Source organism: Microbacter sp. GSS18 (assembly GCA_029319145.1).
Lineage (GTDB): Bacteria > Actinomycetota > Actinomycetes > Actinomycetales > Microbacteriaceae > Microbacterium.
The window spans coordinates 425,552-441,382 of record CP119753.1 but is presented as its reverse complement, the minus strand read 5'-3'; the positions used below and the strand labels follow the sequence as shown (position 1 = coordinate 441,382).

At 70.3% G+C, this 15,831-nt stretch carries 14 protein-coding genes; 5 read left to right on the top strand and 9 right to left on the bottom strand.

The features are described from left to right. The first annotated feature begins 82 nt into the window (after positions 1–82). A complete protein-coding gene (locus P0L94_02060) occupies positions 83–2,959 on the top strand; it encodes an aminotransferase (protein WES64866.1) in 2,877 nt (958 codons plus the stop codon). On the opposite strand, the gene nhaA is transcribed toward P0L94_02060, so the two are convergent. Next, entirely contained in the window at positions 2,960–4,816 is a 1,857-nt protein-coding gene (nhaA, locus tag P0L94_02055) for a Na+/H+ antiporter NhaA (GenBank protein ID WES64865.1), read from the bottom strand. A gap of 90 nt (positions 4,817–4,906) precedes the next feature. Next, entirely contained in the window at positions 4,907–5,371 is a 465-nt protein-coding gene (locus P0L94_02050) for a DUF3817 domain-containing protein (protein ID WES64864.1), read from the bottom strand. A gap of 80 nt (positions 5,372–5,451) precedes the next feature. On the opposite strand from P0L94_02050, the gene P0L94_02045 reads away from it, so the two are divergent. Then, a complete protein-coding gene (locus tag P0L94_02045; GenBank protein ID WES64863.1) occupies positions 5,452–6,570 on the top strand; it encodes a methyltransferase in 1,119 nt (372 codons plus the stop codon). Between the two features lie 27 nt (positions 6,571–6,597). Here the strand turns inward: P0L94_02045 and P0L94_02040 are convergent, their stop codons facing one another. Then, positions 6,598–6,981: a hypothetical protein gene (locus P0L94_02040; protein ID WES64862.1), complete on the bottom strand. Its 384-nt coding sequence runs from the start codon at positions 6,979–6,981 to the stop codon at positions 6,598–6,600. A 62-nt stretch (positions 6,982–7,043) separates the two neighbouring features. On the opposite strand from P0L94_02040, the gene P0L94_02035 reads away from it, so the two are divergent. Together P0L94_02035 and P0L94_02030 are read left to right on the top strand one after the other, a co-directional pair. Continuing rightward, on the top strand, positions 7,044–7,343 hold the full coding sequence (locus P0L94_02035) for a hypothetical protein (protein ID WES64861.1): 300 nt from the start codon (positions 7,044–7,046) through the stop codon (positions 7,341–7,343). Positions 7,344–7,449: 106 nt separating this feature from the next. Then, complete coding sequence (locus P0L94_02030; GenBank protein WES64860.1) at positions 7,450–8,631, top strand: TIR domain-containing protein; 1,182 nt, start codon at positions 7,450–7,452, stop codon at positions 8,629–8,631. 209 nt (positions 8,632–8,840) lie between these two features. Here P0L94_02030 and nrdF read toward each other — a convergent pair whose 3' ends face one another. The 4 genes from nrdF to nrdH are packed head-to-tail and all read right to left on the bottom strand — an operon-like array spanning position 8,841 to position 12,692. After that, complete coding sequence (gene nrdF / locus P0L94_02025; GenBank protein ID WES64859.1) at positions 8,841–9,818, bottom strand: class 1b ribonucleoside-diphosphate reductase subunit beta; 978 nt, start codon at positions 9,816–9,818, stop codon at positions 8,841–8,843. 32 nt (positions 9,819–9,850) lie between these two features. After that, complete coding sequence (gene nrdE, locus P0L94_02020) at positions 9,851–12,007, bottom strand: class 1b ribonucleoside-diphosphate reductase subunit alpha (protein ID WES64858.1); 2,157 nt, start codon at positions 12,005–12,007, stop codon at positions 9,851–9,853. Further along, on the bottom strand, positions 11,989–12,453 hold the full coding sequence (gene nrdI / locus P0L94_02015) for a class Ib ribonucleoside-diphosphate reductase assembly flavoprotein NrdI (protein ID WES64857.1): 465 nt from the start codon (positions 12,451–12,453) through the stop codon (positions 11,989–11,991). The genes nrdE and nrdI overlap by 19 nt, the downstream gene beginning before the upstream one ends. A 5-nt stretch (positions 12,454–12,458) precedes the next feature. Next, positions 12,459–12,692 carry a glutaredoxin-like protein NrdH gene (gene nrdH, locus P0L94_02010; GenBank protein ID WES64856.1) on the bottom strand — a complete coding sequence of 78 codons (234 nt, stop codon included), beginning with the start codon at positions 12,690–12,692 and terminating at the stop codon, positions 12,459–12,461. Positions 12,693–13,063: 371 nt separating this feature from the next. Here nrdH and P0L94_02005 point away from each other — a divergent pair, with 371 nt between their 5' ends. Further along, positions 13,064–14,269: an MFS transporter gene (locus tag P0L94_02005; protein ID WES64855.1), complete on the top strand. Its 1,206-nt coding sequence runs from the start codon at positions 13,064–13,066 to the stop codon at positions 14,267–14,269. 16 nt (positions 14,270–14,285) lie between these two features. Here P0L94_02005 and P0L94_02000 read toward each other — a convergent pair whose 3' ends face one another. Both P0L94_02000 and P0L94_01995 read right to left on the bottom strand, forming a co-directional pair. Further along, on the bottom strand, positions 14,286–14,705 hold the full coding sequence (locus P0L94_02000; GenBank protein ID WES64854.1) for a hypothetical protein: 420 nt from the start codon (positions 14,703–14,705) through the stop codon (positions 14,286–14,288). A 58-nt stretch (positions 14,706–14,763) separates the two neighbouring features. Then, positions 14,764–15,774 (bottom strand): TIGR00341 family protein, encoded by a 1,011-nt coding sequence (locus P0L94_01995; GenBank protein ID WES64853.1) that lies wholly within the window; start codon positions 15,772–15,774, stop codon positions 14,764–14,766. Between the last annotated feature and the right edge of the window lie 57 nt (positions 15,775–15,831).

Here is a 15,831-nt window from a genome sequence, read left to right as displayed (position 1 = left end):
CCTCGGACGATCCGTCCGGCGCGGCCGCGCCGCGGTCGGGATACCCTCATCCCAGCACCCGACGAGAGGCCCCGGTTCGATCATGTCCACCCCGCCGAATGCCGGCCTCGTTCCGGCGGCACCCCCCGCCGTCGACGTCGCGGCCGCGGCGCGCATCGCCCGGGACGGCTGGGGCGTCCAGGGGACGCCGCGGCCGCTCGGCAGCAACCAGGATCGGAACTTCCTGCTCGAGCGGGCCGACGAGCCGCCGCTCCTGCTCAAGATCGCGAACCCGAGCACGACGGTCGCCGAGCTCGAGGCGCAGTCCGCCGCGGCCGACATGATCGCCGCGCGGGCGGGTGTCCGCGCGCCGCGCGCGCGGCGGCGGCAGCCCGGCGGCACGACCTACCCCGTCGCGCTCGAGGGCGTCGTGATGCATGCGCGGCTGCTGGAGTTCCTGCCCGGCCAGACGCTGTCCGGCTACCTGTCGCCCACCGTGATCGACACACTCGGCGCGCTGGCGGCGCGCGTCGCCGTCGCGCTGGGCGAGCTGACGCTGCCCGGGGCCGAGCGCACGCATCAGTGGGATCTGCGCCGGGCACCCGCCGTGCTCGCCGAGCTCCTCCCGGGAGTGCCCGATGCGGCGGCGCGCACACGGCTCGCGCAGGCCGCCGACGCCGCCGGACGGGCGCTGTCACCCGTCGCCGATGCGCTCGCCGTGCAGGTCATCCACGGCGACCTCACCGACGACAACGTCGTCACGTCCGACCCCCGCACGCGCGTCCCCGACGGCGTCATCGACCTGGGCGATCTCGGCCGCTCGTGGGCGGTGGCCGAGCTCGCCATAACGGTGTCGTCGCTGCTGCACCACGACGGCGTCGACCTGCCCGCGGCCATGCGCGCGGTGACGGCCTATCACCGGGAGCGGCCGCTGTCGGACGCCGAGCAGAGTGCCCTGTGGCCGCTCGTCGTCCAGCGCGGCGCCGTCCTCGTCGCGAGCGCCCACCAGGTGCTGTCCGGCGACCCGGGCAATCGGTACGCCGCGGAGAACCTCGCCCACGAGCAGGCCATCTTCGCCGAAGCCGTCTCTGTCCCGCTCGAGGTGGCGACCGCACTCGTGCGCGAGGCCGCCGGATCCGCCGCCGTCGGGCTGCCCCTTCCGGCATCCGCGGCCCTGACCGACGGGCAGCCGCACATCGTCGACCTCTCGCCCACCAGCGCTCTGCTCGACGACGGCCGGTGGCTGAGCTCCGCAGCCGAGGACGTCGCCTTCGCCTCGGCGCCGGCGGGCGCATCGGCGGCGGCGCGGTTCGCCGAGGCGCGGCTGACCCGCGCCGTCCCCGCCGATCCGGACCCGCCGCGCAACGTCGCGCTCGGCGTCGAGTTCGCGCCGGCGTCCGCCACGACGCTCCGGGCGCCGTGGGCGGGAGCCGTCACGGCGACCTCGGCCGGGCTGGTCCTCACCGGCGATGGCGTGCAGCTGCACCTCGAGGGCGTCCGCGCGCGGCACCGCGACGGGACGACGGTGGCCGCGGGCGACGCCCTGGCCGAGTCCGCGGGCCGCGTGTGGATCCAGGTGACGCGCACCGGGATCGATGCGCCGCGCTTCACGACGCGCGGCCTGGCCGCCGCGTGGCGCGCCGTCGTCGCCGACCCGTCGCCGCTCCTCCCCCGGCTCGCCCCGGCCGCTTCGCCGATCGACGCCGCGGGGCTCCTGGAGCGCCGGGACGCGGTGTTCGCCGAGGTCCAGGAGCACTACTACACCGCGCCGCCGGTCATGGTGCGCGGATGGCGCGAGCATCTGATCGACGCCGACGGGCGCGTCTACCTCGACACCCTCAACAACGTCACCGCCGTCGGCCACGCCCATCCGCGGCTGGCGGACGCCGTCGCGCGCCAGTGGCGGCTGCTGAACACGAACTCGCGGTTCCACTACCCGTCGGTCGTGGAGTTCTCGGAGCGCCTGGCCGAGCTCGTCCCCGACCCGCTCGACACCGTGTTCCTGGTCAACAGCGGGTCCGAAGCGGTCGACCTGGCGCTGCGGCTGGCCCGCACCTGGTCGGGCCGACCCGATGTCCTGGCGGTCGCCGAGGCGTACCACGGGTGGACCTACCTCACGGATGCCGTCTCGACGTCGGTCGCCGACAACCCGGCGGCGCTGCAGACCCGCCCGGCATGGGTGCACACCGTCCCCTCACCGCATCCCTTCCGCGGCGTCCACGCCGACGACCCGGATCGCTACGCGTCCGAGGCCGCGGAGAAGATCGCCCGGTTGGGCGAAGCGGGCAGGCCCGTCGGCGCGTTCGTGGCCGAGACGGCGTTCGGCAACGGCGGCGGCATGTTCCTCCCCGACGGCTATCTCGCCGAGGTCTACGACGCGGTGCGGGCGGCCGGCGGCCTCGCGGTCGCCGACGAGGTGCAGGTCGGCTACGGCCGGCTGGGCGAGTGGTTCTGGGGGTTCGAGCAGCAGGGGGTCGTGCCCGACATCGTCGCCGTGGCGAAGTCGATGGGCAGCGGCCATCCGCTGGGCGCCGTCATCACGACGCGCGAGATCGCGGCGCGGTATCGCTCGGGCGGCTACTTCTTCTCGTCCGCCGGCGGCAGCCCGGTCTCGAGCGTCGTCGGGCTGACCGTGCTCGACATCATGCGCGACGAGGACCTCGTGGGCAACGCACGGCGGGTCGGCGGCCGACTGCGCGCGAAGCTCCTGGAGCTGGGCGAGCGGCATCCGATCCTGGCGGCCGTCCACGGCGCCGGGCTCTACCTCGGCCCCGAATTCGTGCGGGATCGTGCGACGTGGGAGCCGGCCACCGACGAGACGGCGGCGATCTGCCGCCGGCTGCGCGAGCTCGGCGTCATCGCCCAGCCGACCGGCGACCACCAGAACATCCTGAAGATCAAGCCGCCCCTGTGCTTCGACGACGACAGCGCCGATGCCCTCGTCGCGGCGCTCGACCACATCCTCACCGACGGCTGGTGATCACTCCGGAGGCGGAGCCGGTCGCGCCGCCTCCAGCGCGCGAATGAGGCTCGCCGAATCGTACGGGCCGATGTGCCGAACGCCGTTGATGAAGAACGTCGGCGTGGAGTGCAGATCCATGACCTCGGCGTCCAGTCGGTCGTCCTGCACGCGCCGCAGCACGTCGGGCGAGGTCAGATCGTCGGCGAATCGGTCGAGATCCAGCCCCAGCTGCTCGGCGTACCCGAACAGATCCGTGCGCTCCAGGCGATCCTGGTTCGCGAACATCAGGCGCGCCATCTCGTAGAAGCGGCCCTGCAGGCCCGCCGCCTCGGCGGCCTGCGCCGCCTCCTGCGCGTGCGGATGCGGCTGGTCGAGGGGAAGGTGACGCCACACCCATCGCACATCCGAGCCGAAGTGGGCCAGGACCGCATCGACCGAGCCGGTCGCCCGACTGCAGAACGGGCACTCGAAGTCCCCGTACTCGACGATCTCGCACGTCGCCGCGCTCGAGCCGAAGACGTGATCGCGCTCGGGGTCGACGGGACGGGCGAGCTTCGCACCGACGGGCTGCGGCGGGCGCAGCCGGTCGCCCACCGAGATGATCGCCCAGCCGAGCAGGAACGCCATGACCGATGCGGTGAGCACGCCCACGCGGGCGAGATCCTGCAGTTCGGGGTCCTCGATCGCGATCGGGACGATGAACAGCGAGATCGTGAACCCGATGCCCGACAGAGCGGCCCCTCCGGCGACGCGGTGCATGGCGAGCCCCGGGGCGAGCTGTCCCTTGCCCGACGCGCGCACGAGCGCCGTCGCCCCCGTGATGCCGACGAACTTTCCGACCACGAGCCCCAGAATGATGCCCCACGTCAGCGGCGACGTGAACGCGTCGCGGAAGACCTCCGGCCCGAGGTGGACACCGGCGTTCGCGAGGGCGAACAGCGGGAGCACGCCGTACGCGACATAGGGCCGCCAGGCCATGTCGATGCGCTCGTTGATCGACAGCGACTGGCGGATGCTTCGCGTGAGCGCCGCGGCGTACTGCGGGTTCGGCGACTCGCGGAACGCCTGCGTGAGCGCCGCGGCCTGCTCGACGTCGGCACGACGGGGCGAGAAGACGGGGATGAGCAGCGCGACGGCGACGCCGGCGAGCGTGGGGTGGATGCCCGCGGCGAGCACCGCGACCCACAGGGCGACGCCGAGGATCGCGTACAGCAGGCCCCGGCCGACGGGGGCGAATCGCACGAGCGCGATGAGCCCCATGAGCACCGCGGCGGTCACCAGCGGCACCGGCGAGAGCACGCCGCTGTAGAAGATGCCGATGACGGCGAGGGCTCCGATGTCGTCGACGACGGCGAGCGTCAGCAGGAACGTGCGCAGCCGCTTCGGGAAGGCCGGACCGATGAGCGCGAGCGCGCCCAGCAGGAAGGCCGTGTCCATCGAGATGACGATCCCCCAGGCATCCGCCTCGCCGACCATCGCGCCCAGGGGCACGAAGAGCGCCGCGGGCACGATGAGCCCCGCGATCGCGGCGACGATCGGCACGATCGCCCGGGACCGGTCGGTGAGTTCGCCGATCGTGAGCTCGCGCTTGACCTCGAGACCCACGAGGAAGAAGAAGAACGTCATGAGCATGTCGTTGACGACTTCGTGCAGCGTCGCCTCCACGTGGAGGTCGCCGAGCGAGAGGCCGACGTGCATGTCCCAGAACTCGTGGTACGTCGCGCCCCACGGCGAGTTGGCCCACAGCAGGGCGATCGCCGTGCCCAGCAGCATCAGTCCGGCCGACAGCCGGTCCCCGGACGGGTGCTTCTTCTTGTGCGGGCGCTTCGCAGGCGCGCGCGGGACGGTGTCGGTGCTCACACGCGCGTCGGCCACGGTCCCATCATGGCGTGGAACGGCGCGGCGTGCGCACACGTGTGGATACCGGAATCACCGGCGGATGTCGGATGCGCCGTCGCCCGCGCGTCAGTCGCGGCCGCCGGGCGGACCGACGAGCAGCAGCGTGACGTACAGCGCGACCACGGCCAGGGCGATGAGGGCGCCCAGCAGCCACGGTCGCCGCAGGAACCAGCGCATCGGCCCGTCGTACCAGACGCGGTCGGCAGGATCGGCGGCTTCCTCGAGCCGCCACTGCCCTTCCAGGCGGCCGGAGCGGTGCAGCCAGATCTCGACCGGGACGGTCGCGTACGGGATCACCGCGCTCACGACGGCCACGATCGCGGGGCCCGGCTTCCAGCGCTGGTTCATCGACACCAGCACCGCCGTCGCCCCGTACGAGAGGAAGACGAAGCCGTGGATCGCGCCGCCGACGGTCACCGCGATGGCGAGGTCTGCGGTGGCGCGCAGCACGAGGCCGGCGATCAGCAGGGTCCACGAGATCGCCTCGGCGATCGCGAGGGCACGGAACAGGCTCAGGGGCGTGCGGAACACAGGTCTCCTCGGGTCGGACCGATCCAGCCTAGGCGCCCGCGGGAGCGCTGCCGAACCCGGGGCCCGGGTAGCGTGATCGCGTGGAGTTCTCGTGGGACGACCTGCGTCGCTGGCCGGATGTCGAAGCCGACGACCTGGTCGCGGTCGACGCCGCCGACCGGCTGATCCTCGACGAGTCGGCCGGGGCCCGCGCGGACGCCGGGCGTGCGGCCACCGCCGTGATCGGCGATGCGTACGGCGCGCTGGCGCTGGGAGCCGCCGCCGACACGGCCGGGGAATCGGCGCACGTGCGCGTCCACCAGGACGCGCTGACCGGCGAGCGCGCGCTGGCGGCCAATGCCGTGCGCCTCGGGCTCGCGGGCGACACCGCGTCGCTGCCGCTGTCGGGGGAGGTGGTCCGCGACGCGCGCGTGGTCCTGCTGCGCCTCCCGCGTTCGCTCGACGCGCTGCGCGACATCGCGGGCCTGATCGCCGCCCACGCCGCCCCTGACGTGCGCGTGTTCGCGGGCGGGCGCATCAAGCACATGAGCACGGCGATGAACGAGGTGCTGCGGGAGTTCTTCGGCCGCGTCGACGTGACGCACGCCCGCCAGAAGTCACGCGTGCTCGTGGCCTCGGACCCGCACGACGGCCGGGATCCGCAGCCGCGCTGCATCGAAACCGACGGCGTGGTGGTGTGCGCGTACGGCGGCGCGTTCGCGGGGGCGGCGGTCGACATCGGCACGCGCTTCCTGCTCGAGCACGTGCCGGACCGGATTCCCGACGACGCCGCTGCGATCGATCTGGCATGCGGCACCGGCGTCGTCGCGGCGACGCTGGCGCTGCGCCATCCCGGTCTGCGGCTCTACGCGTGCGACCAGTCCGCCGTCGCCGTCGCTTCAGCGCGGGCCACGGCCGCCGCGAACGGCGTCGCAGACCGGATCGAGGTGGTCCGCGACGATGGACTGGGTGCGCGCGAGGACGCATCGGCCGGTGTGATCCTGCTGAACCCGCCGTTCCACTCCGGCGCGGCCGTCCACGAGGGCATCGCGCCGCGCCTGTTCGCGGACGCGGCCCGCGTGCTTCGGCCCGGCGGTCGGCTGTGGACGGTGTGGAACTCCCACCTTCGCTACCGTCCGGTCCTCGAGCGCATCGTCGGTCCGACGCAGCAGATCGCGCGCAACGCGAAGTTCACTGTGACGGTGTCGACCAGACGCTGACCCCACGGTCGGCCGCGCCGCCCCCGCTCAGCGCGTGCGCGTGGACCACCACGCCCACGCCACGAGCACGGGCTGGAAGAACAGGCGGACGAGGCGCTTGCGGTCGGTGTCGAGCCCGAACCCGTCGCGGCGCTGGGTGTACTGCTCGATGTTGCCGGGGAAGACGGCGATGAAGAACGCGGCCAGGATCGCCCCGACGCGGCTGCGCGACGCGGGAAGCGCCACGAGGGCGCCGCCGAGCATCACCTCGACCACGCCCGAGGCGACGACCACCGCGTCCTTTCCGAGTCCGGTCTTCTCGGCCGCCCAGTCCGGGACCTGCGCCTGGAATTCGCGCCGGGCCCAGAACAGATGGCTGACGCCGGCGAAGACCATCGCGAGACCGAGCACCCATCGTGCGACATTCCTCATGCGCCCCAGCAAACCACGTCCGGGAGCACGCGGGGCCGTCGCGCACCGATAGCGTGGAGGATGTGGACGGAGCAGACGACATCGCACGCGCCCTGCAGCGGCTGACCGCCGATCCCCTCGCGGATGCGGTCGCCGGCACCGTCCTCGTGGTGTCGGTTTCGGAGCCGGCGCCGCGGGGCCGCTACCAGGAGTGCCGTCTCGAACTCGTCGCCGAGGCGCCCGGCGTCCCGCCCACCACGATCGCCACGAGCGTCGTGACGCGGCCGAAGCATTGGCCGCGTCCGGGGATGCGGCTGCCCGCGCAGATCTCGGCTTCCCGCCCGTCGATCGTCGACGTGGACTGGGATGCTCTCGCCCGCTGACGGGCCTCATGCGCCGTGACGGTTGAGATGACCGCCCGCGCGTGACACGATCGGGCCAGCGCGGCGACACGGGCGGCTCGCCGACGACTCAGGACGGAGGCGACCGGTGACGTACTCCGTCTTCGTGAGCTACCGGCGCAGCAACGCCTCCGGCGCCGCCGGGCGCATCTACGACGCCCTCACCGCCCGCTTCGGCGAGGACGCGGTCTTCATGGACGTCGACGGCATCGAGCCGGGCGCCGACTTCGAGCAGGTGCTGGACGAGACGCTGCGCGACTGCCGCGCCGTGGTGGTGGTGATCGATCCGCACTGGACCGACGTCGTCGACGCCGACGGCGCGCGGCGGCTGGACGATCCCGACGACTTCGTCCGGCTCGAGGTCGAGAGCGCACTGAAGCGCGACGTCAAGGTGCTCCCCGTGCTCGTGGACGGCGCGCGCATGCCGGCCCGCGCGGATCTGCCCGAGTCGCTCGGGGGCCTGGCCACGAGACAGGGCCTCGAGGTGACGTCGTCGCGCTTCAAGTACGACGTCGGCGTGCTCGCGGCGGCGATCGAGCCGCTGCTGCCGACGCGCAAGCGCGGTTACGCGCTGGCGGGTGCGGGAGCCGAAGGCGCGAGGCGGCGCTGGCTGCCGGCGGTCATCGCGGTGGGCGCCGTCGCTCTCGTCGCAGGCGGGGTCGCGGTCGTGCTCTCGCTGCTGCCGGGCACGGCGGACGCGCCCCTCGCGGACGTGTCGTCCGCCGGGACACCCACCCCGACCGCGGCGACGCCGACCCCGACGCCCACGCCGACCACGCTCTTCGACACCGTCGAGATCGAGGCCGAGGACGGCCGGCTCGTCGCCACGATCGCCGCCCACTCCGACCCGCAGGCGTCGGGCGGGGCCTACATCTCGGCGGCGGAGTCCGAGAGCGGCACGGCCCGGTACGAGTTCGATGTCGCCACCGCCGGCACGTACCGCATCTGGGCGCGCGTCAGCCAGCCGGAGTCGGAGGACCCGGCACGGACAGACCTGAACGACACCTACATCCTGTCTCTCGACTCCTCGGCACCCGACATCTGGGACTTCCACGAAGGCGAGTCGACGGTCTATCTCGACTGGACGTGGGAGCTGATCAGCCTGCGGTGCGACGGGGACTTCGCGCACCACAACTGCGACCCCTTCGAGGCAGAGCTCGATGCCGGACCGCACGTGCTCGTCCTCACCGCCCGCGAGGTCGATGCGCGGCTGGACGCATTGGTCGTCTCGAGCGACCCGGACTTCCGCCCCGAGGGCCGGCTGAACTGACCCGCTTGCGGGATCCCCGGCGCCCGCATCGATCGCGGACGCCGAGGAAGCCTGGCCCACGTGGGTTTCGGCTGTTGGCCGGGGGGCGTTACTCAGACGGCAGGACGCGTGGGTTGCCCGTGACGCTAGCGCGCGGGAGCGCGTTCGCGCCACGGGCGGGGCGGCGTATCAGGCGGTCGCGCACGAGAATTTACGACCGCGTAACACCGCTAGAAGTCCCAGTCCTCGTCCTCGGTGGCGACGGCCTTGCCGATGACGTACGACGAGCCGGACCCCGAGAAGAAGTCGTGGTTCTCGTCGGCGTTCGGCGACAGCGCCGACAGGATCGCCGGGCTGACGTTCGTCACGGTCGAGGGGAACATCGCCTCGTAGCCCAGATTCATGAGGGCCTTGTTGGCGTTGTAGTGGAGGAACTTCTTGACCTCCTCGGTCAGTCCCACGCCGTCGTACAGGTCCTGCGTGTACTGCACCTCGTTGTCGTAGAGCTCGTACAGCAGCGAGAACGTGTAGTCCTTGATGTCGGCGCGCTCGGCCTCCGAGACCTTCTCGAGGCCCTTCTGGAACTTGTAGCCGATGTAGTAGCCGTGCACGGCCTCGTCGCGGATGATGAGACGGATGATGTCGGCCGTGTTGGTGAGCTTCGCCTTGCTCGACCAGTACAGCGGCAGGTAGAAGCCCGAGTAGAACAGGAACGACTCGAGCAGGGTCGACGCGACCTTGCGCTTGAGGGGCTCGTCGCCGCGGTAGTACTCCATGATGATGTGAGCCTTCTTCTGAAGGTTCTCGTTCTCGACCGACCAGCGGAACGCGTCGTCGATCTCGGGCGTCGAGCACAGCGTCGAGAAGATCGACGAGTAGCTCTTGGCGTGCACCGACTCCATGAAGGCGATGTTGGTGTACACCGCCTCTTCGTGCGGAGTGATCGCATCGGGGATGAGCGACACCGCCCCGACGGTGCCCTGGATGGTGTCCAGCAGCGTCAGTCCGGTGAACACGCGCATCGTGAGCGTCTGCTCGGCGGGCGAGAGCGTGTTCCAGGACTGGATGTCGTTGGACAGCGGCACCTTCTCGGGCAGCCAGAAGTTGTTCACGAGGCGGTTCCACACCTCGAGGTCCTTGTCGTCCTGGATGCGGTTCCAGTTGATCGCCTGGACGTGGTCGATGAGCTTGAGCGGCTCGGGAGTCATTTCTTCTCCGTAGTTGGGTCCTGGTCAGCGCATCAGAGCATGCAGCTGACGCACTCCTGAAGGTTGGTTCCCTCGAGCGCCATCTGACGCAGGCGGATGTAGTAGATCGTCTTGATGCCCTTGCGCCACGCGTAGATCTGGGCGCGGTTGATATCGCGCGTCGTGGCGGTGTCCTTGAAGAACAGCGTCAGCGACAGTCCCTGGTCGACGTGCTGCGTCGCGGCGGCGTACGTGTCGATGACCTTCTCGTAGCCGATCTCGTAGGCGTCCTGGTAGTACTCCAGGTTCTCGTTCGTCATGAACGCGGCCGGGTAGTAGACGCGCCCGAGCTTGCCCTCCTTGCGGATCTCGACGCGCGAGGCGATCGGGTGGATCGAGCTGGTGGAGTTGTTGATGTACGAGATCGAACCGGTCGGCGGCACCGCCTGCAGGTTCTGGTTGTAGATGCCGTGCTCCTGGATGCTCGCCTTGAGCGCCCGCCAGTCGTCCTGCGTCGGGATGTGGATGCCCGCGAACAGCTCCTTCACCTTCTCGGTCTCGGGCTCCCACGCGCGGTCGATGTACTTGTCGAAGAACTCGCCCGACGCGTACGTCGAGTCGGCGAAGCCCTCGAACGCATGGCGGCGCTCGATCGCGAGCTTGTTCGAGGCCTGCAGCGCGTGGAAGAGCACCGAGTAGAAGTAGATGTTCGTGAAGTCGATGCCCTCTTCGGAGCCGTAGTGGACGTGCTCGCGCGCGAGGTAGCCGTGGAGGTTCATCTGGCCGAGGCCGATCGCGTGCGAGCGGTCGTTGCCGTCCTCGATCGAGCGGACCGACGAGATGTGGCTCTGGTCGCTCACCGCGGTGAGCGCGCGGATCGCGGTCTCGACGGTCTTGCCCAGGTCCTTGCCGTCCATCGCCAGCGCGATGTTCATCGAGCCCAGGTTGCACGAGATGTCCTTGCCGATGTCCGCGTACGACAGGTCCTCGTTGTACGTCGTCGGGGTGTTGACCTGGAGGATCTCGGAGCACAGGTTCGACATGTTGATCCGGCCCTTGATCGGGTTGGCCTTGTTCACCGTGTCCTCGAACATGATGTACGGGTAGCCCGACTCGAACTGGATCTCGGCGAGGGTCTGGAAGAACTCGCGCGCGTTGATCTTCGTCTTCTTGATGCGCGCGTCGTCGACCATCTCGCGGTACTTCTCGCTGATCGCGATGTCGCCGAACGGCACGCCGTACACGCGCTCGACGTCGTACGGCGAGAAGAGGTACATGTCCTCGCCGTTCTTGGCCAGCTCGAACGTGATGTCGGGCACCACGACGCCCAGCGACAGCGTCTTGATGCGGATCTTCTCGTCCGCATTCTCGCGCTTGGTGTCGAGGAACTTCATGATGTCGGGGTGGTGCGCGTTGAGGTACACCGCGCCCGCGCCCTGACGCGCGCCCAGCTGGTTGGCGTAGCTGAAGGAGTCCTCGAGGAGCTTCATGACCGGGATGATGCCGCTGGACTGGTTCTCGATCTGCTTGATCGGGGCACCGGCCTCGCGGATGTTCGACAGAAGCAGCGCGACGCCGCCGCCGCGCTTGGACAGCTGGAGCGCGGAGTTGATGCCTCGCGCGATCGACTCCATGTTGTCCTCGATGCGCAGCAGGAAGCACGAGACGAGCTCGCCGCGCTGCGCCTTGCCGGTGTTGAGGAACGTCGGGGTGGCCGGCTGGAAGCGGCCGGCGATGATCTCCTCGACGAGCTCGACCGCGAGGTCCTGGTCGCCGTCGGCGAGGCCGAGCGCGGTCATCACCACGCGGTCCTCGAAGCGCTCGAGGTAGCGCTTGCCGTCGAAGGTCTTCAGCGTGTAGCTGGTGTAGTACTTGAACGCGCCGAGGAACGTCTCGAAGCGGAACTTCTTCGCGTACGCCAGGTCGTTGAGCTTCTGGATGAACTCGAAGGGGTACTTCTCGAGCACGGCGCCCTCGTAGTACTGCTTCTCGACGAGGTAGTCCAGGCGCTCGCGGAGCGAGTGGAAGAACACCGTGTTCTGGTTCACGTGCTGCAGGAAGTACTCGCGCGCCGCCCGCTTGTCGGCGTCGAACTGGATCTTCCCGTCCGCGTCGTACAGGTTCAGCATCGCGTTGAGGGCGTGGTAATCCATCCCCTCGAATCGCGCGTCCGTCTTGAACCCGCGCTCGGTCACTGCTGATTCCACCATCGTTCCAATCCGTCGCCTACGCGATCCACGTCTTCCGGCGTGCCGAAGAGTTCGAGCCGATACAAGTGCGGCACGCGGCACTTGCGGCTGATGACGTCACCGGCGAAGCAGAAGTGCTCGCCGAAGTTGGTGTTCCCCGCCGAGATCACGCCGCGGATGAGACCGCGGTTGTGGTCGTCGTTGAGGAAGCGGATGACCTGCTTGGGCACAGCGCCCTTCTCGACTCCGCGCCCCTGGCCTCCGCCGTAGGTGGGGGTGATGAGGACATAGGGCTCGTCGACTTCGAGCCGGGGCTCCGTGGAGTGCAGCGGGATGCGCAACGCGCGCAGTCCGAGCTTGTCGACGAAGCGGGCGGTGTTCCCGGAGGTGCTGGAGAAGTAGACCAGGAGCGGAACCGCGGCCGCCCCGTCGGCAACCGCGCTGCGTCCTGCGACCGCGGTTGCCACGTGGGTCACACCAGACGAGTCGCGAGCTCGTCGATCTTGTCGGGACGGAAGCCCGACCAGTGATCCTCGTCGGTGACCACGACCGGCGCCTGCAGGTAGCCGAGCGACTTCACGCGCTCGAGTGCCGCCGGGTCCTCCGACAGGTCGTGGATCTCGTATTCGATGCCCTTCGAGTCGAGCGCGCGATACGTCGCGTTGCACTGGACACAGGCCGGCTTCGTGTAGACCGTGATCGACATATGGATCCGTCTCTCCCCTCATTACGTCCGGCAGACCCCCCGCCGGGACACCAATACTACATATGGGTACAGACATTGGGGGGCACCACAAGGGGTAGTAGTTACATCCGTGTAGTTTTCCACCGTTATCCGCAGCCTCACCACAGGTTCTCCACCACTTCATCCACAGCCGAGCGGGTCGTGGGACCCGTTCGGAATCGCGTGATCACGGCCCTTAAGCGACCGCCGCTGGAAGTTGTCCACAGATGGGGAGGCTAGAGCCGGCCACCGACATCGATTCGCCTGTGGAAAGCGCCGTCGGCGTGTCGCGCGCGCGTCGGCGGGGTGTCACGGCGCGCACCGAGGGGATCGCCGACCGGTAACGTTGATCCGTGACGGGCTATCGGGACCTTCTGCGCACGCCGGGCGTCGGACGCATCATCGCCGCGCAGCTGACGGCGCGCTTCCCCGGAGGGATGCTCAGCCTCGCGGTGCTCCTCCACATCGAGCGCGTCACCGGGTCGTACGCCGCCGCGGGGATCGTCCTGGCGGCGACGTCCATCGGCCAGGCCGTGGCGGGCCCGGTCACCAGCCGCTGGATGGGCCTGTGGGGCATGCGCAAGGTCCTGACGGTGACGCTCGTGGTGTGCGCGGCGGCGATCACCGCGATGGCGCTGGTCGAGATGGTCGTCCCCGCATACGCCGCCCTCGGCCTCATCGCGGGGCTCTCGACGCCGCCGGTGCAGTCGGCGGCCCGCACGATCTACCCCAAGCTGGTCAACTCGTCGCAGCTGACCCCGCTGTTCTCGCTGGACGCGTCGCTGCAGGAGCTGATCTGGGTCGCCGCCCCCGTGCTGGTGACGTTCGTCGGCACCCAGATCGGCACCGTCGAGGCGCTCCTGATGGTCGTGGCCGTCCTGATCGGCGGCGGAGCCTGGTTCATCCTCTCCCCCGAGGTCGGACGCGTGCGCATCCCGCGCAGCCGACGGCGGCTGGGCCGTGTGCTGCTGAAGCCACCGGTGGTGCTCGCGACGGTCGTCGGCTTCCTGCTGATCGGCGCGTGCGCCGCGGTCGAGGCCGGTGTGGTCGCGACGTTCGGCCATGGGGGCTACGAGGCCGGCGTCGTGCTGGCGCTGTTCGCCGTCGGCAGCCTCGCCGGGGGGCTCACGTTCGGGCATCTGCCCATGGGCCCGTGGGCGATGGCGCGGCGCATGGCGATCGTGGCGGCGGGCCTGGCGCTGACGATGGTGTCGCTGAACGCGTGGTGGCTGGGCGGAACGCTCCTGATCGCGGGCATCGGCATCGCGCCCGCGTTCGCCGTGATGTTCACGATGACGTCGGTGAGCGTGAAGTTCAGCGACACCGCCGAGGCGTACGGCTGGATCAACACCGGCCAACTCATCGGCGCGGCCGCGGGCTCGGCCGTCGCCGGATTCCTCATCGACGGCGTCGGCCCGAGCGGCGCCTACGTCGCCGCGACGGCGTTCTGCGTCGCCGGCGTCCTGGTCTCGATCGTGTTCGTACGCGGCTTCCCCGACCTGCGCGGTCGCGACGCCAGCCCCATCCCCGACACCGAGCCGGTCGACCTGGTCACGTGAGACCGATCGCGGCGCGTCAGGCGATGCGCCGCAGCAGCTCGCGGACCGCGAGGGCATAGGCGTCCGCCGGCTCGGGATGCTCGAACACGAGCACCTCCTCGGCCGCGGTCCCCCGCCCCAGCACGATCTCGACCTCGTGGGTGTCGGGCAGCCGCCGCAGCGCCTGGAAGCTGCCCCGCAGGAGTTCGCGCAGCTGATGCTCGTGGGGCAGCCACAGCGCATCCTCGAGCGCGACGGAGTCCAGCGCCCACTCGGTCGTGCCGTTGAAGGCGAGGATGCGGCCCGTCGAGTACTCCCGCGGCTCGATCGTCATCTCGCTCACGGTGAAGACGTCGGCTTCGAACTCGGGCTCGTCGAGCTGGAAGCGGTCGCCCGAGCGCGGGTGCCAGATCAGGCCCGCCTCCCGCAGGGCGAGCGCCAGCTCGGTCGAGATCATGACTCCATCTTGACCCGGATGCCGCCCCGCCGGGGCCGCGGAGCGCGGTCGCCCGCGGTCAGGACCCGCCGTAGACGACGTGGGTGGTCGCCGGTGTGACGTGGATGGTCACCGTGACCCAGTCGGGCACGCTGTCGGCCAGCGACGACTCGAGCGTGGACTGGTCCCCCAGCGAGCCGTCCTCGGTGAAGAGCTCGACGTTGGCGGTGCGGTTCGTCCAGGTGATGCCGTTGATGGTGTAGTCGATGTCGGCGTCGTCGAGCCAGGCCCCCGTCGCCTGGTGGATGGCATAAGTCGTGCGCGCGTAGAACAGCGTCACGACGCTGTTGGCCGCGAGCGGCAGGGCGATGAGGATCGACAGCACCGCGACGATCGAGTACGCACGTCGGCGGTTCGTCGTGGGCGAGGCGTTGGGATTGCGCGCGTAGCCGGCCATCGTGAACACGATGCTGCCGGCGATCACGAGCGCGACCACGTTGCACAGGAACAGGATGAGGGCGCCGAGGGCCTCGCTCCACGCCCCCTGGCCGGCGCATACGCCGACCACCCCGAGCGGGGGCACGAGCGAGATCGCGATGGCGACGCCGGGCAGCACGGCGCTGAGGTCCTTGCGGCTCATCGCGAACGCGCCCGCCATGCCGGTGGCGAGGGCCGCCACGAGGTCCACGATCCTCGGCGAGGTGCGTCCGGTGATCTGACCGTTGGTGGTGAGCACGGCGGGGTCGGCGACGCCGAACGACAGCACCGCGCCGATGACGACGACGACGCCCAGCCCGAACACGACCCACAGCACCGAGCGCGCGACCAGGCCCGGGTGGCCGGTGACGATGCCGGCCGCGATGCCCAGGATGGGGGTTCCCAGCGGCGCGATGATCATGGCGCCGATCACCGTCGCGGTGGAGTCGGCCAGCACGCCCGCCACCGCGATGATCCCCGACAGCACGAGCATGATCGTGAAGCCGGTGCGTTTGCTCCTCGCGTCGCCGTGCGACAGGTCGAGCAGGTCGAGCAGCCCCGGGATCGTGTACCGCTGCGAGGGCGGGATCAGCGTGCGCGTCAGCTTTGACATGCGCACATTCTCGTGACGCCGGACGCGCGCCGCCAGGACCTTGGCCCCGCGACCGTC

Excerpts from the sequence above, each read along its gene's own strand:
- P0L94_02060 (WES64866.1), top strand. The coding sequence starts at position 83 with ATGTCCACCCCGCCGAATGCCGGCCTCGTTCCGGCGGCACCCCCCGCC.
- P0L94_02040 (WES64862.1), bottom strand. The coding sequence starts at position 6,981 with ATGAGGAATGTCGCACGATGGGTGCTCGGTCTCGCGATGGTCTTCGCC.
- nrdF (WES64859.1), bottom strand. The coding sequence starts at position 9,818 with ATGACTCCCGAGCCGCTCAAGCTCATCGACCACGTCCAGGCGATCAAC.
- nrdE (WES64858.1), bottom strand. The coding sequence starts at position 12,007 with ATGGTGGAATCAGCAGTGACCGAGCGCGGGTTCAAGACGGACGCGCGA.
- nrdH (WES64856.1), bottom strand. The coding sequence starts at position 12,692 with ATGTCGATCACGGTCTACACGAAGCCGGCCTGTGTCCAGTGCAACGCG.
- P0L94_02000 (WES64854.1), bottom strand. The coding sequence starts at position 14,705 with ATGATCTCGACCGAGCTGGCGCTCGCCCTGCGGGAGGCGGGCCTGATC.
- P0L94_01995 (WES64853.1), bottom strand. The coding sequence starts at position 15,774 with ATGTCAAAGCTGACGCGCACGCTGATCCCGCCCTCGCAGCGGTACACG.